Annotated in this window: 17 protein-coding genes; 4 read left to right on the forward strand and 13 right to left on the reverse strand. The window is 50.8% G+C overall.

The annotated features are described in order from the left end of the window. Positions 1-81: 81 nt before the first annotated feature. Positions 82-834, forward strand: a complete 753-nt coding sequence (locus tag AC1DWM_RS22620; RefSeq protein ID WP_477796153.1) for a DUF2059 domain-containing protein — start codon at positions 82-84, stop codon at positions 832-834. 10 nt (positions 835-844) lie between these two features. Here AC1DWM_RS22620 and bipL read toward each other — a convergent pair whose 3' ends face one another. Then, the gene (gene bipL / locus AC1DWM_RS22625) at positions 845-1822 is read right to left on the reverse strand and encodes a phospholipase BipL (RefSeq protein WP_477796154.1); all 978 of its coding nucleotides are present in this window, start codon (positions 1820-1822) and stop codon (positions 845-847) included. A 97-nt stretch (positions 1823-1919) separates the two neighbouring features. Here bipL and AC1DWM_RS22630 point away from each other — a divergent pair, with 97 nt between their 5' ends. Further along, positions 1920-2507 (forward strand): DUF6436 domain-containing protein, encoded by a 588-nt coding sequence (locus tag AC1DWM_RS22630; protein ID WP_477796155.1) that lies wholly within the window; start codon positions 1920-1922, stop codon positions 2505-2507. Positions 2508-2569: 62 nt separating this feature from the next. On the opposite strand, the gene serS is transcribed toward AC1DWM_RS22630, so the two are convergent. From serS to AC1DWM_RS22670, 8 genes are all read right to left on the reverse strand, one after another. Next, on the reverse strand, positions 2570-3847 hold the full coding sequence (gene serS / locus AC1DWM_RS22635) for a serine--tRNA ligase (protein ID WP_477796156.1): 1278 nt from the start codon (positions 3845-3847) through the stop codon (positions 2570-2572). Positions 3848-3920: 73 nt separating this feature from the next. Next, complete coding sequence (locus AC1DWM_RS22640; protein ID WP_477796157.1) at positions 3921-5174, reverse strand: M20 family metallopeptidase; 1254 nt, start codon at positions 5172-5174, stop codon at positions 3921-3923. Positions 5175-5210: 36 nt separating this feature from the next. Further along, entirely contained in the window at positions 5211-6119 is a 909-nt protein-coding gene (locus AC1DWM_RS22645) for an NAD(P)-dependent oxidoreductase (RefSeq protein WP_477796158.1), read from the reverse strand. Next, on the reverse strand, positions 6097-7263 hold the full coding sequence (locus tag AC1DWM_RS22650; RefSeq protein WP_477796159.1) for a Gfo/Idh/MocA family protein: 1167 nt from the start codon (positions 7261-7263) through the stop codon (positions 6097-6099). The genes AC1DWM_RS22645 and AC1DWM_RS22650 overlap by 23 nt, the downstream gene beginning before the upstream one ends. A gap of 88 nt (positions 7264-7351) precedes the next feature. Continuing rightward, on the reverse strand, positions 7352-8401 hold the full coding sequence (locus AC1DWM_RS22655; RefSeq protein WP_477796160.1) for an NAD-dependent epimerase/dehydratase family protein: 1050 nt from the start codon (positions 8399-8401) through the stop codon (positions 7352-7354). Between the two features lie 13 nt (positions 8402-8414). Then, positions 8415-9686 carry a nucleotide sugar dehydrogenase gene (locus tag AC1DWM_RS22660; protein ID WP_477796161.1) on the reverse strand — a complete coding sequence of 424 codons (1272 nt, stop codon included), beginning with the start codon at positions 9684-9686 and terminating at the stop codon, positions 8415-8417. 109 nt (positions 9687-9795) lie between these two features. Beyond that, the gene (locus AC1DWM_RS22665) at positions 9796-11337 is read right to left on the reverse strand and encodes a phenylalanine aminomutase (D-beta-phenylalanine forming) (protein ID WP_477796162.1); all 1542 of its coding nucleotides are present in this window, start codon (positions 11335-11337) and stop codon (positions 9796-9798) included. A gap of 4 nt (positions 11338-11341) precedes the next feature. Further along, a complete protein-coding gene (locus tag AC1DWM_RS22670; RefSeq protein ID WP_477796163.1) occupies positions 11342-12568 on the reverse strand; it encodes an ATP-grasp domain-containing protein in 1227 nt (408 codons plus the stop codon). A 732-nt stretch (positions 12569-13300) separates the two neighbouring features. Here AC1DWM_RS22670 and AC1DWM_RS22675 point away from each other — a divergent pair. After that, the gene (locus AC1DWM_RS22675; RefSeq protein WP_477796164.1) at positions 13301-15712 is read left to right on the forward strand and encodes a penicillin acylase family protein; all 2412 of its coding nucleotides are present in this window, start codon (positions 13301-13303) and stop codon (positions 15710-15712) included. A 52-nt stretch (positions 15713-15764) separates the two neighbouring features. Here AC1DWM_RS22675 and AC1DWM_RS22680 read toward each other — a convergent pair whose 3' ends face one another. Further along, positions 15765-16730 (reverse strand): GlxA family transcriptional regulator, encoded by a 966-nt coding sequence (locus AC1DWM_RS22680; RefSeq protein WP_223517883.1) that lies wholly within the window; start codon positions 16728-16730, stop codon positions 15765-15767. A gap of 326 nt (positions 16731-17056) precedes the next feature. Here AC1DWM_RS22680 and AC1DWM_RS22685 point away from each other — a divergent pair, with 326 nt between their 5' ends. Beyond that, a complete protein-coding gene (locus AC1DWM_RS22685) occupies positions 17057-17698 on the forward strand; it encodes an HD domain-containing protein (protein WP_477796165.1) in 642 nt (213 codons plus the stop codon). Positions 17699-17841: 143 nt separating this feature from the next. Here AC1DWM_RS22685 and AC1DWM_RS22690 read toward each other — a convergent pair whose 3' ends face one another. Genes AC1DWM_RS22690 through AC1DWM_RS22700 form a run of 3 tightly spaced genes read right to left on the reverse strand, consistent with a single transcriptional unit; the run spans position 17842 to position 20788 of the window. Then, complete coding sequence (locus AC1DWM_RS22690) at positions 17842-18732, reverse strand: ABC transporter permease subunit (protein WP_223517872.1); 891 nt, start codon at positions 18730-18732, stop codon at positions 17842-17844. Next, the gene (locus tag AC1DWM_RS22695) at positions 18729-19610 is read right to left on the reverse strand and encodes an ABC transporter permease subunit (protein WP_317849414.1); all 882 of its coding nucleotides are present in this window, start codon (positions 19608-19610) and stop codon (positions 18729-18731) included. Before AC1DWM_RS22695 ends, AC1DWM_RS22690 begins: the two co-directional genes overlap by 4 nt. A gap of 35 nt (positions 19611-19645) precedes the next feature. Further along, a complete protein-coding gene (locus AC1DWM_RS22700) occupies positions 19646-20788 on the reverse strand; it encodes an ABC transporter ATP-binding protein (RefSeq protein WP_223517868.1) in 1143 nt (380 codons plus the stop codon). Positions 20789-20837 lie beyond the last annotated feature (49 nt).

Below are 20837 nucleotides of genomic sequence, written 5' to 3' on the forward strand. Positions count from 1 at the left end.
GAGCCACGCAGCGGGTTGATACGAATTCTCGACAAGCGCGGATGCCACACGGAGAATAGTCGGCTGCTGACAGGAGTCCCTATGCGCCGGTTGCTTTTTTCACTGTTGATGCTCTGTGTTTTGCCCGCTTGGGCAGACGGCCACGACCAGTTGTACAAGGTCGCCGGCTGGCCAGAGCAACGCGCGCATTTCAACGATGCTCTCACGGCCGCACAAAAACGCTACGAGAGCAGCCTGCCACCCGCGGTGTTTCAAGCACTGGTCAATAACAGCAATCAGCGTTTCGCTGCCCAGTCCGTCGATCAGCGTGCCGAAGCGCAAATGCGCAAGAGTCTCGCCGACCCCAAACCCGCACTGACCTTCTTTCAATCGCCCCTGGGCAAAAAAGTCGTTGCTGCCGAACTGCTGGCAACCCGTCGCGACCAATTGGCGAAAAACGCCAAGGGTCTGCCGAAGATTCAGGCCAGCGACAGCCGTCAGTTGATCATCGGCCATCTGGCCCAGGCCCTGCCCGCCCGCGAGGCGGGGGCTGAAGTCAGCCTGGCGATTGCAGGCGTTGCGGCCGACAGCCTGAGTTCAATGATCCCAGGGTTGCTCGGTGGTGGTCAGGCGCAAGGGATGTTGAACGGTCAGCGTCAGCGCTTGATGGACCAGATCGCCAGCGATTTGAACAACACGTTGCTGTATGTCTATCGCGACCTTTCGGATGACGAACTGGAAGAGTTCGCCACGTTTGCCGAGTCCACCGAGGGCCAGGCTTATTACCAGGCGGCGCTGGCGGCGATTCGGGCGGGGTTGGCGGTGGGGCAGGATACTTCGAACCTCAGCCAATAATTTTCGGCGCCTACAAAGGCCCCTTCGCTGGCAAGCCAGCTCCTACATTCCGGCCCTTGATCCGCTTGGTCAAAAACCCGAAATACTCCTCCCGCATCACCAGCGTCTCATTCGCCAGATGATGCCGTGCCTCTGGCAACATCAACACCTGAGGCCGGTCGAACTTGGCCTTCAACACCTCAAGGTTATGCTCCCAATCCACCGTCATGTCCGCCTGCCCCTGCACGATCAGCGGCCGACGCGGGCTGTTCGGTGCGGCCTCGATTTGCTTGATCCAGCGCGCCAACGCCCCGACCCACGCCGTTGGCAGACGCTGCGGCTGCAAAGGATCGGCCTGGAGGAACGGCAAGAAATCAGGGTCGTTGGAGTTCTCGCTAAAGCGCCGGGCGATGGCTTTGACGAAAGGTTTGAGCAGGTAATAGCTGAGCTTTGACCAACCCCAGGCACGCGGCCTGACCAGGGGTGACAATAGAATCACCTGACCTTGAGCGGGGCTGTTCGCGCCTTGATTGAGCACATGATCGATCACTATCGCCCCGCCCGTGCTCTGCCCGCACAAGTGCCACGGCTGCGGCAGGTCGATGGACAACGCCTCGGCGAACAAGCCTTCCAGCGTGTCCTGATACTCGGCGAATTCCTTGATGCTCGCCCGCTCGCCGCTGGACAGACCATGCCCCGGCAGGTCGCAGGYGATCACGGCGAACCCCTGATCCAGCGCCCACTCGATCACATGGCGGTAGAGCCCGGTGTGATCGTAGAACCCGTGGAACATAAACAACGTCGCCTTCGCCCGCTCAGGCCACCAGTACTGACTGACCAATTCATAGCCATCGACCTCGAAACGCCCCAGCCCCCCGCGCAGCGTACGACCCGGAAAATCCAGCCCGTAAAAACGCTGATATGCCATGGCCTCGGTCGACAGCGCCTGCCCTTCGGCCAATGGCCGCAGGCTGGCGCGCAAGTGATCGGGGGCAAAAGTGGCGGACATGAAGGATTCCAGAGCGTTAAACAGACTTTATAGGCCTGCGATATTCATCTGTCGCAGCAAGCATGGCAAGCTAGCCGACCTTCGAGGATTCAAACCCATGCGTCCGGCCTACCGCACCCCACTGCTTGCCAGCCTGCTCGCCCTCGTGTGTGCCGGCGTTTTGTGGGCCGCATATGACTGGTTTCAGGGGCGCTACTTGCGCGCGTTCAGCGAACACACCGCGGTGTTTTCCGGCGACCCGTTGCGCCTGCCCGACGACCTCGCCGGCCCCGGCGCCATCCGTCTGGTGCACTTCTGGGACCCGGCCTGCCCGTGCAACGTCGGCAACCAACAACACTTGAGCGAACTGGTTGAGCGCTATGTGCCGCAAGGCGTTGAGTTTTACGCCGTGCAAAAACCCGGCAGTCACGGCCAGCTACCCACCACGCTGAGCAGCCTGAAAACCATCAACGTGCTGCCTGGCGCCGAACAGATCCCCGCCAGCCCGGCCGTAGCGATCTGGGACCGCAGCGGCAAACTGGCCTATTTCGGTCCGTACAGCGAAGGCCTGACCTGCAATTCGAACAACAGCTTTATCGAACCCATTCTGCAAGCACTGAGCGAAGGGCGCGGGGTGAATGCCACGCATACACTGGCCGTGGGTTGTTACTGCCCGTGGCCAAACAAAACAATAATAGATAACTAATGCAATATGCCCACCTTAAGTCAGGATGGGCAAAATTGCTCTACGAAGATCTATGATAGGTATCAGACAATATTTTTAAAATCCAAATAACGTCTTAATGGTTCAGGAATCTCTACAGAGCCGTCAGCTTTTTGAAAGTTTTCCAAAATCGCGATCATCGTTCTTCCTAGTGCCGAAGCGGTTCCATTGAGAGTATGAACATACTGATTTTTCTTCAGAAGAGGATCCTTATATTTAATATTAAGTCGCCGCGATTGATAGTCAGTACAATTACTTGCTGACGTTATTTCACCATATTCCCCGGCAGTGCCTTTACCCGGCATCCAGGCCTCGATATCATATTTTCTATACGCCGGCGCCCCCAAATCGCCAGTGCAATTTAGTACGACTCTATACGGAATACCTAGCTCGGTATAAATCTCTTCCTGCAATGCAAGAATTTTCTCATGAAATTCAGCGCTATCCTCGGGCAGACACAATACAAATAATTCTAATTTTTCAAATTGATGGACCCTATAAAGGCCTTTGCTAGACTTACCGGAAGCCCCAGCTTCTCGCCTGAAACAATGGCTTTCGGCAATATAAAGCAGTGGGAGTCGAGCAAAATCAATTACCTCATCAGAATGCATACCGGCAATACATATTTCGGCTGTAGCGATAAGACTTTTGTCTAAGCCACCCAACTCGTATGTATTACTTTCGTCCCCCTTGGGAGAAAACCCTACGCCTTCCATTATATGATTGTAAGATATGTCCGGCGTCTGCAAAGGTGTGAAGCCGGCCTTTAATGCCTTGTTGAAAATATAGCTCTTCAGCGCGTGCTGGAGGAACACCGCTTGATTTTTAAGAAAATARAACTTTGAACCTGCGACTTTTGCACCCGAGTCAAAATCAAGCAAGTCGAGATTACGCCCCAATTCAAGATGATCCTTACTGGGAAAGGAGAACTTGGGAATTTCTCCACTTACTCGGACAGTTAAGTTGTCTTCATCGCTGAGGCCAATTGGCACATCTGACGAAGTCCAATTTGGTAACTGGCGGATACACGATGAAAATTCCGCATCAAGTAAATTAAACCTCTCTTTAGCCTTTATAATGGCACCTTTTAATGTCATCGCACTCATCGCGACGGACGGTGGAATTTCCGCTGTTAAGGCACTATCTCTGGGCACTTTCGAAAGAGCATTTAACTGACCTTGCATATCCTCAAGTTCTCGCTTTTGCGATTTAACGTCCTCATAGAGAGAAATAATACGGTCCAAATCGATTCTTATATTTCTTGCCGACAAATTGGATTTCATCGACTGATAGTTTTCCTGCAGCTGTTTTATATCTATCATATTAAATACCCGCATATTTTTCTAATACTTACGGAGACAGACGGCTTCAGCTAACCGACCTGGCACCAAAAATCTAAACAACAACTAAAGGTTCAGATAAAAAATTTGCTAACGCTTTAATGCCAAATCGTATTTGGTCGATATCGATTTTTTCATTAGCTGAGTGTGCATCACTTAAAGAGCCTGCACCGAAAATCGCAGTGGGAATATTGGCTTCTTGGGCATAATGTCGAGCATCACAACTAGCCCTCCAAGCAAATATTCCATCGTTCTTTGTTAACCCCCGCGCCTCGGAAACAGATTGATCTAATCGCTTTAAGAAAATGTCCTCCTCAGAAACAATATATGCTTTATTCCGTAATCCAACGTGAAAATCGAAGTCGACTTTGACTTCTGGGTATTCTGACAAAAGTGACTTCATTCGAGTCTTCAATAAAGTTTCGATATCTTCTACCGACGTGGCTGGCAAAAAACCTACATTAAAAGTGAAGCTGCACTTTTCGGGCACCGAACCAGGCCACTCCCCCCCTGAAATCTTACCCACATTTATCTGTACAGGTCGTTTCCAGATTGAAAAGGCAGAGTCACTATGAGACTCCCGAACCATCTCTTTTTCTAAAGCGTTCAAACCTTCGATTAATTTCATTGCGACAGTTATCGCAGATACCCCCTCTAGAATGCCACCCATATGAACAGCCTTTCCGATAATAGTTATTTCACAGGTCAAACACCCTCGGTGACCGCGATGAACCGCCAAGTCAGTAGGCTCGAAAACAACGACCATATCTGCATAAACCCCATGGAGAATAGTGGACAATGTTCCGTTACCTCCTATTTCTTCTTCCGAAACCAAGTCCAATAAAATTTTAAATTGAGGACTGATCTCTTTATGCTTCATATACGCCAAAGCACCAAACAATAAAAAAAGATTTCCCTTGGTATCACATGAACCACGACCATAAACGTAATTGCCGTCGATCCAAGGTGATAGCAACTTTCGCCCCTCACCCTCTGCCGGAACAACATCTATGTGCGAGTTGAATAGAACCGTGCCATCCGTGACAGACAACGCATTCAGCTCTGCTCTAATATTTACTTTTCCATTGTTATCATCTGAAACTGTGTTAGCCCTATGAGCTCCAAGCTCCGTATGATATTGCTCAACACGGAACCTAAAACCATATTTTTCAAGTAAGCTCTCCAAACAAGGAATGGCCTCCCGCTCCTTTCCTAAGCTGGTATCAATAGATAAATACTCTATTAGCTCAGGCAGCATTTCTTTTTTGTAAACATTAAACCAATCACCGAACTCACAATTATTTAACATTATCGTCACCTTTGAATTATTTCAATTATAAGGGGATCAATCTTGTTTAATCAGATATGACAAAATTTTCTCAGATAGACCTTGTCGAACCTTGGATAAAAATACTTCTTGAGCGGCCTTGATCATTTTGTAATCTTCAGTTCCATTCAGAAGATCGGAACAATGGCTCAAGTCCTTTAACGCATCACCAATTGAAAATTTAAGCGGATCTTCGATATCATCTATAATGGCACTCACAAACGATTGCGTAATAGCATTATTTACTGCTCCCTGCTGTATTAAAGTTCTTAAATAATGAACATTAATATTCAATACCTGCGCGGCACCAATCATATTTGCGGTCAGCGCAACAACCCCCATAGAAAGTGCATTATTTAACAACTTTAACTTCTGCCCTTCCCCTGTTTCTCCAGCATGAAGGACCCATCTACAAAACCCACTTAATACAGTACAAGCCTCATCCACCAGCGCCTTTGGCGCCCCAAGTATCGCATTTGACTCCCCACGTCTTGCCTCTCTAGGCCCCCTTGTGAGTGGCGCATCAACGTAACGAATGCCGTGGTCCAACAATTTTTCGGAGAGTTGTCGGGTTTCAACCGGACATCCTGTCGTAGTATCAATTATTAATAGACCATCGTGACGTGCTGTAATTAATCCATTCCTGCCAAAGCAGACACTTTGAACCTCTTTCGTAGAGGGAAGTGACAGAATTATGGTTCCGCACGACTCAGCGACGTCCTTCGGAGTGGTTACTTCATTACCACCCAACTCGACTAACTCTGCTATACCTTCCCGAGAGCTATACGATAAACTTGTAATCGAAGCTCTATTTCTGATTAGGCTTACAGCAATTCCGCGTCCCATTTTCCCGAGACCTATAAGCCCTATGCGACGCCCTTCTAGTAGCGTCTTTTTATACAAATCAATATCGACTACTCCAGTCATAAGGCAATTCCTTCGAAACACCAAATTTTATTAACTTAGCCAACTCATACAATTGCTGTATTTCCTTTTCGTCTGAGGCATAACGGCCCTCAGAAAATCCTCGTCGCCTGATTACTCTCCCCTTCTCAAACTCATTTACGATTTTCTGTACCAAAAGGGCTTGAGACTTAGTTGGTAGAGCCTTTGAACCTCCGCCACCGATATCGCTAATAACATCCTCCAGAAATAAACAGATTTTTTCAATGTGCCGGCGTGAACCAAACTGTTGAGACTGAGTAACACATGAAGTCTCAAGACTCGGAGAGATAGCATCCCCATCAATTCTAAAAATTCTCAGACTATCGTCGTCCCACCCAGGGTTATCTAGGTGAAGGACCGCAACTTCAACAACCTTCGATAATTCGTCAGCAAGTAGAAACTCCATCGTTCTACTACGTTGACTGTGAACATAACTACTAGTACCACTAAGTAACATACCTCCCTCAAACTCAGCACAAGCCGTCATCGTGTCAGGTCGAAATGCCCCTCCTCGTACGTAATCGCTTTCTAAAATGCAGGAAAAGTGAAGCTGGAAATCATTATCATCTTTTACAGCACCTAAATAGCAGGCCAAATCTACTGGATGAGTGATTTCCGAAATTACTCCCACAGTGGGTCGTGAATCTTTTATTCGATACTTTGACCAAACAAAATTAGCACTGGATACACTTCGCCTATTGATTTCAATATAATATTTCAATGCTGAAACAGCTGAACTGTACCGCTCGACAAAACTCACAAAGATCCGATCATCATCAAATGCTGAACGTACAAATTGACAATTTTCCTCAGTAGTAACAATGGGTTTTTCGCAAATTATTTTTTTATACCCAATTGATTGCTCTTTAATGAATCTCAATATTTCATAATGTGAACTGTCAGTGGTAGCAATTATAATTAGCTCACACGGAACATTCATTAAGATCTTTTTGAAATCTAACTCCAAGGGTATATCTATTTCGGTTAAAGCATTTAGCTTTTCGGAATCTATGTCCGCCACACCTACTATTTCTATCTTGCCGATTGACGGATCAATATATTGGGCAGCTCGTAAGAAACGCGAACCAGATCTACCTACCCCAATTACCACAGTTTTAATACTCACCATCACTCCACCCCGCTTTACTTATTCATCATTAGCCCCAGCAACAAATAACTTCATCACAACACGCAAAATACACATAAATGCAACCTTAGTTGCACTCGCGCACTTTTGACTTTTGGTAATGCTCAACGTACCAATTCACAGTTTCCCTSAAGCCTGTCGCGACAGTCATGCTTGGTTCATACTTTAGTTCCTCTTTGATCCGATCTATATCTGCTAATGAATGTCGAATGTCGCCTTCCCTATATGGGGCCTTAACTGGAGTTAACTCATATTGCAAACCCAAGTTTTCGAGCTGACTTTTTATCAAACAGTAGAGTTCGCTCAAAGATGTTTGAGAATTCAGTGCGACATTGAAGATATTGCTTGTGCTTTTTTCATTAGCTAGCGAAGCAAGGATATTGGCCTGGACCACATTTCCCACAAAACAGAAATCTCGGCTCGTGTCTCCACTCCCATTTATCACGACAGGTTTATTGCGAAGCATCGACTCAATCCACCGCGGGATTACCGCCGAATATTCACTTACTGCATTTTGCCTGGGACCAAAAACATTAAAATACCGTAACCCAATAATTTTATAATCGCAGGATGAAGAGAAAACATCCGCATATAATTCATTCGCTCTTTTCGTCACAGCGTAAGGCGACAACTGTTTGCCCGTTTGCTCCTCATGCATTTGCGCACCCTCTACGTTTCCATATACTGAACTGGAAGATGCATATACAAAGCTCTTGAGCCCTATGTTCCTTGAAGACAACAATATATTTAAAAATCCCCTTATGTTAACTTCATTGGTTTCCAAAGGATCTTTTAAAGATCGTGGGATTGACCCTAAAGCCGCATGATGCAAGACATGTTCGACCCCAATGAGACTCTTCCTACAGTCATCTAGGTTCCTAATATCCCCCTCTATGAATTCAAATCTGTCCCACTGGCGCTTACTAACCTTAGATTTTACTTCCTGAAGGTTACTTTGTTGTCCAGTCACAAAATTATCCAACCCCACTACGTCCTGGTCTGCGGAAAGTAAATACTCAAGTAAATTCGAACCAATAAATCCTGCGACACCAGTGATCAACCATTTTTGCTTTGTATTTCTCAATGACACTTCAAGGTTTTCAATCAGACTGCTCATATAAACTCCGACATTAGAGACGCAAGTCGCTAGAGGCCTTAGGCAAAATATATTTCAAATCGTAGATTAGGCATTGTGCTTTCCCCCAAGAACGAATGATTTCTTCATCAAACGATCGAAACTCATCGTGAGCGACTGCCAGTACTACAGCGTCATACGCTGCTAACGCTGGAGATAAAATCGTATTAAGATCATACATATCAAGCACGTCATCTTTGTTAGCAAAGGGGTCATATATATCAACCTGCACTTTATAATCAATTAGTTTGCGGGCTATATCGACTATCTTGGTATTACGCAGATCAGTACAGTTTTCTTTAAACGTACAACCGAGCAATAGAACTCTAGCTCCATTTATTGAAAAACACCGCTGAACCATTTTTTTTATCAGCTCAACGACGATGTGTTCTGCCATACCTTCATTGATTCGCCTCCCCGAAAGTGTCATGACAGCATGATGGCCAATTTCTTCGGCTTTATATGCAAGATAATACGAGTCCACACCGATGCAATGTCCACCAACCAATCCAGGCCTAAAAGATAGAAAGTTCCATTTGGTTTCGGCCGCTGTCAACACCTCTTCAGTGTCAATTCCCAACCTATTAAAGATCATGCTGAACTCGTTTATTAAAGCAATATTCACATCCCGCTGGACGTTTTCAATTAGCTTCGCTGCTTCTGCTATTTTTATACTGCTTACAACATGGACTCCAGCTTTTATAATACTTGAGTAAAGCTCTCGAACAAACTGCTCAGTTTTAACGGTCGAGCCTGATACTAATTTGACAACTTGAGTAAGACCGCGTTTTTTATCGCCTGGATTAATTCGCTCTGGACTGTATCCTACAAAAAAGTCTAAATTAAACTTTAGACCTGAAACCTCTTCAATGCAGGGCACACACTTTTCTTCGGTCGCGCCAGGATAGACTGTTGATTCAAATATAATTACATCATCCTTTTTTAGCACTTTCCCGAGCAGCTCACAGGCAAATATCAAAGGATTAAGGTTTGGCCTACTATCTTCAGCAGGAGTGGGAACCGCTACGATATATACATTACAGAGTGCTAGATCATCTGGATTTGCAGATAGCTTTAACTTAGAAGACCTCGCTATTGCTTCGTCACCAACCTCGTAGCTGACATCTGTACCGCTTACAAGCTGGTCTATTCTTTTCTCATTAATATCAAATCCAAGAGTAGGATAAAAACGCCCAAACTCAACAGCAAGAGGAAGCCCTACGTACCCTAGCCCAATAACAGCGATACGGCATTGATTAATATCCATACACTCTCCAGAGATTTCTCAAAGTAGTTTGGATTAGCGAACCAACATAAAAAACAGTACGATGATGACAAAAAAATCTAGTCAAACCAATACGCTGCTTGATCTTGATTCAATGTCGGCCAACAACTTCCCTTGTCAGAACCTCTAAGTAGTCAGTTAGTATAGAATCCCTATCTAGAAACGGAACAATTTCCCTGACTTTATTGAATAGAACGGTTGTTGAATCTGACAAACCATCTACGCCTCGTATTTCCGCCGCTTGGCAAGCGCATATCAGCTCGAAAGAAATAATAAATTTAGTATTTTCAAAAATTTCTCGAGCTCGCCTTGCTGCCACTAACCCAAATGAGACGATATCTTGAAAATCTGCAGTCGTCGAAAGTGATTGGATAGATAAAGGAGTACAAAGTGATCTATTCTCCGCCGTCAATGAGGCAGTCATAAATTGCCCCCCCATTAGACCTAATCTCAATCCAGGGTCTATACTACAAAGGAACGGCGGAAGCCCATTGCTATTACTTTTATCGAGGAACCTATCTACGCGTCGGTTAGAAAGATTTGATAATGTAGTTAGCCCAATCGATAAAATATCCATGGCCATCGCGACATATTGCCCATGAAAATGGCCATTATGAAAGATCTCATTAGAGTCAGGCACAATAAGTGGGTTGTCGTTTGAGGAATTCAATTCATTCTGCACAATGGTCCGAACATACTCTAATCCATCTACAACCGGACCGAGAATTTGCGGAGTGCATCTTATCGAATAAGCATCCTCTATTTGACTATTAGATGGCTTTACCGAACCGTCTTGTTCTAACTGAATTTCCTGCTGAGCTTCTGCCTCCTGCTTGATCATTTTTGATGATTCTAGATAATCAAAAATTTTCTGTGCTACTTTCAACTGTCCTGGATGAGGTTTCAATTTATGGACTTCTGGATCAAATGGTTTCTTTATCGCATGTAGCCCTTCAAAACTTAGAGAACTTATTAAACAATATTGCTCCAACAACTCTTGAACTTCTCGAACTAAACAACAGGCGACACCGGTCATCGCCGAGGTTCCATTTATGAGTGCTAAACCTTCCTTATAGCTTAAACGAGCTTTTTCTATTCCCGCGAGAATAAGCGCGTCTTGCGCCGGGAGCAACTTCCCCTCGTACCTGACTTTCCATTCGCCCGTGCATACGAGCGCAATACATGCAAGGGGCCCTAGATCTCCGCTTGTCCCTAAAGACCCTTTTTCCGGAATACATGGAATAATCCCGCTATTGTACAAAGCTACTAATACATCTAATACCTCTAAAGAAATAGCTGAGTTCCCTCGACACAGTGAATTTATTCGCGAAAGCATTATCGCTTTAGTATCCACTCCACTTAAATAACTACCTACATTTGTTGCAACAGACCTTATAAGATTCATTTGGAGCATATTCGCCTTTTCTATTGTCACATGCCAATTAACAAAGCCACCCATGCTTGTATTTACACCATATATAATACGACCCTCAGAGACAAACTTTTCTAGTTGTCGTCGGGACGAATCGACCCTGCGCCGGGTCTCATCGCTTAGGCTGATTTTGGTATCACTCGTCGCTATCTCTGCGAGTCGTTCAGGAGAAAGAGTTTCACCTGTTTCAAATATAAACATGACGTCACCTCTGGCTTGTATTAATTTTTATTCTCCGCTCTATCCTATCCGCGTTTTCGACAGCCTTAGCTCTTGTTGATCCAACGGCAATTATATATGCCACACCACCGCATCCATATTGAATCGGCGGAATTTCGTCACCGACTTTAAGTTCGCTCCCCCACCATTTGAAAGAATAATATCCCTCACATTTTTTTAGTGAGTCTACATCCGAAATACTTTGTATAACGCCAGAATCCAGGGTAATTGATCTATTTACCATCCCCTTAGAGAATTTTGGAAGCAACAAATCTATATTGATTTCGTCACCCACTGCTTGCTGTATTGCCGCTTTTAGTATGTTTGTTCCATTGCTTAACGGAACCATCTCCGTACCAAAACGCGGTCCGCCTAATCGTGCGGCAACCTCAAGTACGTTAACTCCTTTCCTTGCTGAATAAACAAGATCTCCTTTAACTACTCCTCTGGTTATTCCTAGCGAGAGCGCGGCTTCACGCGTAACTTCATATAATTCATTTTTTACCTTTTCGGGGAGAGATGTAGGCATTACATCACCTACCTCTACAAAAAAAGGGTGGTACTTTTCGTAATGGAAAACTCTATCTGATATAGCGGTAAGGTAAAAATCACCATCTACCATCAATCCTTCAACACTGTGCTCAGTTCCGATCAGATACTCATTCAACATTATATCTTTTTTGTCGGAAAAACTTTTACAGTGCGCGTATGCAAAACCTAAGCTCCCTACAGAGTCAACTCTGATTACACCTTTGGATGATGACTGATCAATCGGCTTTAAAATAACCGGAAATTCAAACTCTTGTATGCGCTGAAGTAACTGTTCATACGAATTTACAACAGCATATTTTGGTGAGGGGACACCATGCTTTCGAAAGGCATCGGACCTCAGATCTTTATGTGTCGCTTTCATAGCTGAAGCTATCGAAACCGAGTACAAATCTAATTCAGYGGCAATGGTAGCGACCGATATAGCGGTATCCCAACAAAGACTGATTACACCATTGATCTCAACGCCCGACTCCACCAGGCTTTTAGCTGCTCCCAACGCCGCTTCCGGATCCTTCGAGTTTGCTTCAACAAAAATATCTGCTTCCGACGTGCCTACATCTAGTGGAAATTCCGATATCAAAGCAACTTTATAGCCCCACGTTTTGATTGTAGGAATTACCTCTCCACTCAAACCATTACCACATAGTAAAATAGTCTTCATCGGAAACCACCGCCTTAAAAGTTCACCGTACTTAAACGATGATTATTTTTATTAAGTTGCGCTAAAAACAATCAGCGCTCAGACCGTACATCTCTATTACCAAGAACTCAAAGATGGACAAATCATCACACCGCCCAAATCACTTGTGTTCTTTATAGTCAGACTAGAAATAATTCGCAATGCTATTTTTGTAGTACAATTCGCTAACTAACGAAGGAAGCTTCCTATAAATACATAGTCTCAACCACATTGATCCGCTACTCATCTATGAATGTGCTGCTGCTTAACTACTCCTAGATCAGCAGCCTCAACGCTATAAATCATATTCTTTCGCCTACAACTTTCGCATTTACCCACACACTTTTAAGTCAACTACTTTATATGCTTCACAGTACGAACCAGCAACCAGCCTTTGCGTAGGAGACGTACTAATTATTCGCAGTGGATTACCTATATTAGAGGCACTACTTTAAACAACTCATACGCAATACTGTTTAACCCAGACACGACAACGAACACTAGAAGATTGAGTTCGTAGATTCAGTGGCACTTTCTTGTGATTGCCACGCACACACTCGCGGTGGGGGATTACCGACCTTGGCCAGTCGACCCCACGAAGTAGCAAAGTCGTTGAAATACGAATCCCTCCTACGGGCTATGGGCCAATTCTGTGAGCCGTGTTAAACAGTGGCACCAGGGAACTGCAGCCACTGATAACAACAAGGAGTCACCATGAAACGCGTCCTGACCGTACTTGCCTCGCTGGTAGTCGTGCTCACCATCGGGGTCGGCGGGTACGTGTACAGCAAGCAACCGACGCGCCAGGGCCAAGTGGAATTGCAACGCCTGCAAAGCTCGGTGACCGTGCGCTACGACGAGCGCGGCGTACCGCATATTCGCGCTGAAAACGAAATCGACCTCTACCGTACCCTCGGCTATGTGCAGGCCCAGGACCGCTTGTTCCAGATGGAAGCCATGCGGCGCCTGGCCCGTGGTGAACTGGCGGAAATCCTCGGCCCGAAACTGATCGACACCGACAAACTGTTCCGCAGCCTGCGTATTCGTGAACGTGCCGCAAGCTATGTGGCCGCGCTGGATCGGCAGTCGCCGGCATGGAAGGCCCTGGAAGCCTATCTGGACGGGATCAATCAATATCAGGACAGCCACGCTGCGCCCGCCGAGTTCGACGTGCTGGGCATCCACAAACGCCCGTTCACGGCTGAAGACAGCATCAGCGTCGCCGGCTACATGGCGTACAGTTTTGCCGCAGCGTTTCGCACCGAACCCTTGCTGACGTTTGTGCGCGACCAACTGGGCGCCGACTACCTGAACATCTTCGACCTCGACTGGCAGCCCAAAGGCGTGTTGGCCGAGGGGCATTCCAAATCTGCTCCAGCACTGTCCGCCAGTGACTGGAAAGACCTCAACGCTCTTGCCCGCTTGAGCGAACAGGCGCTGGCCGACAATGGCCTGCCACAATTCGAGGGCAGTAACGCCTGGGTAATTGCCGGCAACCGCACCAAAAGCGCCAAGCCACTGCTGGCCGGCGACCCGCATATTCGCTTCTCGGTGCCGGCGGTCTGGTACGAGGCGCAACTCTCGACGCCAGGCTTTGAACTGTACGGCCACCATCAGGCGCTGGTGCCGTTTGCGTTTCTGGGCCACAACCTGGATTTCGGCTGGAGCCTGACCATGTTCCAGAACGATGATCTGGACCTGATCGCCGAGAAGACCAACCCGGACAACCCCAATCAGGTCTGGTATCGCGGCAAGTGGGTGGACATGGTCACCACCGAGCAACAGATCGCCGTGAAGGGCCAGGCACCGGTCAAGCTGACGCTACGTCAATCGCCCCACGGGCCGATCATCAACGACGCACTCGGCACGGCGGCCGGCAAGACGCCGGTGGCCATGTGGTGGGCTTTCCTTGAAACACCAAACCCGATTCTCGAAGGCTTCTACCAGCTCAACCGCGCCGACACCCTGGCCAAGGCGCGCACCGCAGCCGCCAAGGTTCAGGCGCCGGGGTTGAACATTGTCTACGCCAACGCCAAGGGTGACATCGGCTGGTGGGCCTCGGCGCTACTGCCTAAACGCGCGGTTGGGGTGAAGCCCGGTTTCATCCTCGACGGCAGCACCAATCAGCCGGACAAGGACGGCTTCTACCCGTTCAGCGCCAACCCGCAAGAAGAAAACCCGGCACGCGGCTACATCGTCTCGGCCAACTTCCAACCGCTGTCGCCGACCGGCATGGAAATTCCGGGCTACTACAACCTCGCCGATCGCGGCCAGCAACTCAATCACCAGCTCAGCGACAAAAACGTGAAGTGGGACATCGACGCCAGCAAGAAGCTGCAACTGGGCACCACCACTGCCTACGCCCCCCGTCTGTTGGCGCCGTTGTTGCCGGTGCTGCGTGAGGTGGTGAGCGATCCCGCAGAACTCAAGCTGGTGGAGCAACTGGCGCAGTGGACAGGCGACTACCCGCTCGACTCCACCAGCGCCACGCTGTTCAACCAGTTCCTGTTCAACCTGGCCGACGCAACGATGCACGATGAGCTGGGGAATGATTTCTTCGAGACCTTGCTCTCGACCCGGGTGATCGACGCTGCACTGCCACGACTGGCTGCCACGCCTGATTCACCGTGGTGGGACAACCGCAACACCCTCGACAAGGAAACCCGGGCCGATACAGTCAAGGTTGCGTGGCAAGCGAGCATCGCCCACCTCAAGACCACCCTGGGTGYGGATTCGGCGCAATGGCAGTGGGGCAAGGCGCATACCCTGACGCATGGCCATCCACTGGGCATGCAGAAGCCGCTGGACCTGATCTTCAACGTCGGGCCGTTCGCCGCACCCGGCACGCATGAAGTACCGAACAACCTCTCGGCCAAAATCGGCCCGGCGCCCTGGCCGGTGACTTACGGCCCGTCGACGCGGCGCCTGGTCGACTTTGCCGACCCGGCTCACAGCCTGACCATCAACCCGGTCGGCCAGAGCGGCGTACCGTTCGACAGCCACTACGACGACCAGGCCGAGGCGTATGTCGAAGGGGTTTACTTCGAGGCGCATTTCAACGACGAAGAAGTCACGGCCAATACGCGTAGCACGCTGAAGTTTTTGCCAGCGCGAGATGTGCCGTAGATTTTCGGTGCCTGCTCGCGAAGAGGCCTAACCAGACAACAACAATTTGTGTTCAAACCATCGCAGCAAAATTCCGTCTGAACTGCTGCGGCGTTACCCCCAGCCTGCGGTTGAACACGCTGCGCATGTGCTGGGCATCGCGAAATCCACATTGGTAGGCCACGGTCTTGAGCGGCGAATGCGTGCTCTCCAGCAGCACCCGCGCCGCATCCACCCTCGCCCGCTCGACGAACTCCGCCGGGGTGATTTTTGCTTCCTTGGCGAACACCCGGGAAAAATTGCGCGAGCTCATGTTGGCCGCAATCGCCAGGTCAGCAAGGGTCAGATCGCCTGTAAGGTTGGCTAGCACGTAGAGCTGAACCATCGCCACGACAGAAGTGGGTTCAGCGTGGGGCATCAGAAACGGGCTGAACTGAGATTGCCCGCCCGAACGCTGAGTGAACACCACCAGACGCTTGGCCACGTTCAACGCAACGTCCGGCCCGTGGTCCCTGGCCAGTAAATACAACGACAAGTCGATTCCCGCGGTGACACCGGCCGAGGTATAGAGCTCACCGTCCTGCACGTACAAGCGATCCGCCTCGACCCGGGTCGACGGACACAACTGTGCCAGAGCGGCAGCGTCGCCCCAGTGGGTCGTCACGGTTCGTCCATCGAGCAATCCGGCCCGGGCGAGTATGAACGCGCCATTGCAGATCGAGCCAAAGCGTTGTGCCCGCGCGCAGGCACCCCGCAGCCAGGCATCGAACGCGCCGCCAAAATCCATGAACGGCAACTGCGGCCCACCGGCCACCAGCAGCAAGTCATACGCCTCTATCGCCTCGCTGAAATGCGTGTGGGCATTGAGCGACAGACCGTTGGAACACGGCATTACTCCGCGCCCGACGCCGATCACCTCCAGCCGATAGTGGTCTTGCGGCTCGAGAAAACGATTGGCTTCAGAAAACACATCCATGGGACCGGTGACGTCCAGGGACTGAACGCCGGCGAAGACCACGATGGCGATGGTTTTACTCATGGCGAGAAACGCCCTCTATGGGTTGATGCCGCTGCTATATAAAACACAAAACCTGTGGGAGCCGGGCTTGCCCGCGATGACGGCCTTCCAGCCGACAGGTGTGGTGACTGACACGGCGCCATCGCGGGCAAGCCCGGCTCCTACAGGGACCGTGCACAACCTGCGACGTCATCAAACTTAGCCAATCCACGCACAACAAGCGAGGTTGGCGCGATATGCAGGTTCATTGGCAAGGATCGCAGCCATGGATCGATTGTCCACTTCCGGGGGCCAGCACAGACTTTGCCCATCAGCGCCGCCACGGCGTTCCCCGCGAGGACAGCACCATGAGCAGCAACATTGCCGGTATCAACATCCCCGACAGCGCACTGGCCAAGGCCACCACCGAATACATCCGCGACGTCGAATCCGACCTGCTGTATCACCACTCGCGCCGGGTGTTTTTGTTCGGTGCCTTGAGCGGCGAGCGCAAGCAACTGGCCTATAACCCGGAACTGTTGTACGTCGGCGCGATGTTCCATGACCTCGGTCTGGTGGAAGGTCATCGCAGCGCTGACGAGCGTTTTGAAGTCGACAGCGCCAATGCCGCCAAAGCGTTCCTCAAGCCTTTCGGGCTAAACGACGACGATATCGAGCAGGTCTGGTTGTCGATTGCGCTGCACACCACACCGGGCGTGCCACAGCACTTGCGGCCGAACGTGGCGCTGGTGACCGCAGGCGTTGAAATGGACGTGTTGGGCATCGACTACGCGGCGTTTTCCACCGAGCAGCGTGAGGCGGTGGTGCATGCGCATCCACGGGGTGAAGGGTTCAAGGAGTGCATCCTGTGTGCGTTCGCCAACGGCTTCAAGCATAAGCCGGACACTACGTTCGGCACGGTGAATGCGGATGTGCTGGTCGACAGCGAGGCGGGGTTCAAGCCGATGAACTTCGTCGAGATCATCCGCCAATCCCCTTGGGTGTCCTGAAACAACTGTGGGAGCGAGCCTGCTCGCGAAGAGGTCATTTCAGTCGACACAGATGTTGACTGATAGACCGCTATCGCGAGCAGGCTCGCTCCCACAGGGGGGGGGTGGGTTGGCCACTAATTGTGATCAACCCGGCATGACGCTTACGCTGCTTCCGGCGCCTGCGCGCGGCGCACGTCCGGTTGTTTCCAGGAGTCGGCAGCGCCTTCTTCGATGGCTTGCTGAATCGCACGCTTGCGGCTTTCTTCGGCGCGGCGGCTGAAGAACCAGACCAGGAAGGTCACGATCGACACCGCCAGCAGAATCAGGCTGGCCACGGCGTTGATCTCAGGCTTCACGCCCAGGCGCACCGCCGAGAACACTTCCATCGGCAGGGTCGTGGAACCCGGCCCCGACACGAAGCTCGCCAGCACCAGGTCATCCAGCGACAGGGCGAACGACATCATGCCGCCTGCCGCCAGCGATGGCGCAATCATCGGGATGGTGATCAGGAAAAACACCTTGAATGGCTTGGCCCCGAGGTCCATGGCCGCTTCTTCGATGGACAGATCCAGCTCACGCAGGCGGGCGGAAACGACCACCGCCACATAGGCGGCACAAAAGGTCGTGTGCGCGATCCAGATGGTGATGATGCCGCGTTCCTGTGGCCAACCGATCATCTGCGCCATCGCCACGAACAGCAGCAACAACGACAGACCGGTGATCACTTCGGGCATCACCAACGGCGCGGTAACGAGGCCGCCAAACAGCGTGCGACCCTTGAAGCGTGTGATGCGGGTCAGCACAAACGCCGCCAGCGTACCGAGTGCGACCGCTGCCACCGCCGTGTAGCAGGCGATTTCCAGCGAGCGCACCACCGAGCCCATCAGTTGGGTGTTGTCGAGCAGGCCGACGTACCACTTGATCGACCAGCCGCCCCACACTGTCACCAGTTTCGAGGCGTTGAACGAGTAGATCACCAGGATCAGCATCGGTGCGTAGATAAACAGCAAACCGGACACCAGCATCAGGCTGGAGAATCTGAAGCGCTTCATTCTTTGCCCTCCATTTCTTTGGCCTGACTACGGTTGAACAGGATGATCGGCACAATCAGGATCGCCAGCATCACCACCGCCAGGGCAGACGCCACCGGCCAGTCACGGTTGTTGAAGAACTCTTGCCACAGCACTTTACCGATCATCAGGGTTTCCGGACCGCCGAGCAGTTCCGGGATCACAAACTCGCCCACCACCGGAATGAACACCAGCATGCAGCCGGCGACGATCCCGTTCTTGGACAGTGGAATGGTGATCTTCCAGAAGCTGTTGAAGGTGCTCGAACCGAGGTCCGAGGCGGCTTCCAGCAGACTGTGGTCGTGCTTCACCAGGTTGGCGTAGAGCGGCAGGATCATGAACGGCAGATAGGAGTAAACGACACCAATGTAGACCGCGAGGTTGGTGTTGAGGATCTGCAGCGGTTCGTTGATCCAGCCCATGCTCATCAGGAAACCGTTGAGCAAACCGTTGTTACTGAGGATGCCCATCCACGCATACACGCGAATCAGGATCGCGGTCCAGGTCGGCATCATGATCAGCAGCACCAGCACCGTTTGCATCTCTTTACGGGCACTGGCAATGGCGTAGGCCATGGGGTAACCGATCAGCAGGCAAAGGACGGTGCTGATCAGCGCCATCTTCAACGAGCCGAGGTAGGCTGCGATGTACAACTCGTCGCCCGCCAGCATCGCGTAGTTGGCGAGGTTGAGCAGCACCTGCAACTTCTGGTCGACGAAGTTGTAAATCTCGGTGTACGGCGGAATGGCCACGTCGGCTTCGGCGAAGCTGATCTTCAAGACGATGAAGAACGGCAACATGAAGAACATGAACAACCAGATGAACGGAACCCCGATGACCAACTGGCGGCCACCGGGAATTATTCGATTGAGGCGGCGTTTGAATTTGCGCATGTTCATGAGCGAAGTACCACGCCGCTGTCGTCTTCCCAATACACGAAAACCTGGTCACCCCAGGTTGGGCGCTGACCGCGGCGCTCGGCGTTAGCGACGAACGACTGGACGATCTTGCCGCTCGGCAATTCGACGTAGAACACCGAGTGACCACCGAGGTAGGCAATGTCGTGCACCTTGCCGCTGGACCAGTTGTATTCGCAGGTCGGCATGATCGGCGTCACCAGCAGTTTTTCCGGACGGATCGCGTAGGTCACGGATTTGTCCTGCACCGAGGTGCTGATGCCGTGGCCCACATAGATCTGACGGTCCAGGTCCTTGCAGGTGATGGTGGCGTGGCCTTCGGCGTCGTCGATCACTTCACCGTCGAAGATGTTGACGTTGCCGATGAACTCGCAGACCAGACGGCTGGTCGGGGTTTCGTAGATGTCGATCGGGCTGCCGATCTGGGCGATCCAGCCCAGGTGCATAATCGCAATGCGCTCGGCCATGGTCATGGCCTCTTCCTGATCGTGGGTCACCATGACGCAGGTTACACCGACGCGCTCGATGATCTCGACCAGCTCAAGCTGCATCTGCGAGCGCAGCTTTTTGTCCAGTGCGCCCATCGGTTCGTCGAGCAGCAACAGCTTCGGTCGCTTGGCCAGCGAACGCGCCAGTGCCACACGTTGACGCTGGCCACCGGACAGCTGATGCGGCTTGCGCTTGGCGAACTGGCTCATCTGTACCAGCTTGAGCATGTCGGCCACGCGCGCATCGACTTCAGCCGCGGGCAGCTTGTCCTGCTTGAGGCCGAAGGCGATGTTCTGCGCCACGGTCATGTGCGGGAACAAGGCGTACGACTGGAACATCATGTTGATCGGCCGCTCGTACGGCGGCATGTCGGTGATGTCTACGCCATCGAGGAAAATCCGCCCTTCGGTCGGTCGCTCGAAGCCGGCGAGCATACGCAGCAACGTGGATTTGCCCGATCCCGAGCCGCCGAGCAGGGCGAAAATTTCACCTTTCTTGATTTCCAGGGACACATCGTCCACGGCAATCGTCTCGTCGAACTTCTTCGTGACCCGGTCGATTTTGACCAGCACCTGTTTAGGTGACTGGTCGCCCTCGAGGGCTTTCTTATAGGCGCCGGAGGCAACTGCCATTTACGAAACTCCCAGAAAAAAAGAGTGCAGTTCGCTCAAGGTGAGCCAA

Source organism: Pseudomonas sp. P4_C8 (assembly GCF_056401975.1).

What these genes read in the sequence shown, in the direction of transcription:
- AC1DWM_RS22660 (WP_477796161.1), bottom strand. Translation starts at nt 9,686, where the DNA reads ATGGATATTAATCAATGCCGTATCGCTGTTATTGGGCTAGGGTACGTA.
- AC1DWM_RS22620 (WP_477796153.1), top strand. Translation starts at nt 82, where the DNA reads ATGCGCCGGTTGCTTTTTTCACTGTTGATGCTCTGTGTTTTGCCCGCT.
- AC1DWM_RS22665 (WP_477796162.1), bottom strand. Translation starts at nt 11,337, where the DNA reads ATGTTTATATTTGAAACAGGTGAAACTCTTTCTCCTGAACGACTCGCA.
- AC1DWM_RS22685 (WP_477796165.1), top strand. Translation starts at nt 17,057, where the DNA reads ATGAGCAGCAACATTGCCGGTATCAACATCCCCGACAGCGCACTGGCC.
- AC1DWM_RS22630 (WP_477796155.1), top strand. Translation starts at nt 1,920, where the DNA reads ATGCGTCCGGCCTACCGCACCCCACTGCTTGCCAGCCTGCTCGCCCTC.
- AC1DWM_RS22700 (WP_223517868.1), bottom strand. Translation starts at nt 20,788, where the DNA reads ATGGCAGTTGCCTCCGGCGCCTATAAGAAAGCCCTCGAGGGCGACCAG.
- AC1DWM_RS22680 (WP_223517883.1), bottom strand. Translation starts at nt 16,730, where the DNA reads ATGAGTAAAACCATCGCCATCGTGGTCTTCGCCGGCGTTCAGTCCCTG.
- AC1DWM_RS22640 (WP_477796157.1), bottom strand. Translation starts at nt 5,174, where the DNA reads ATGTTAAATAATTGTGAGTTCGGTGATTGGTTTAATGTTTACAAAAAA.
- AC1DWM_RS22645 (WP_477796158.1), bottom strand. Translation starts at nt 6,119, where the DNA reads ATGACTGGAGTAGTCGATATTGATTTGTATAAAAAGACGCTACTAGAA.
- AC1DWM_RS22690 (WP_223517872.1), bottom strand. Translation starts at nt 18,732, where the DNA reads ATGAAGCGCTTCAGATTCTCCAGCCTGATGCTGGTGTCCGGTTTGCTG.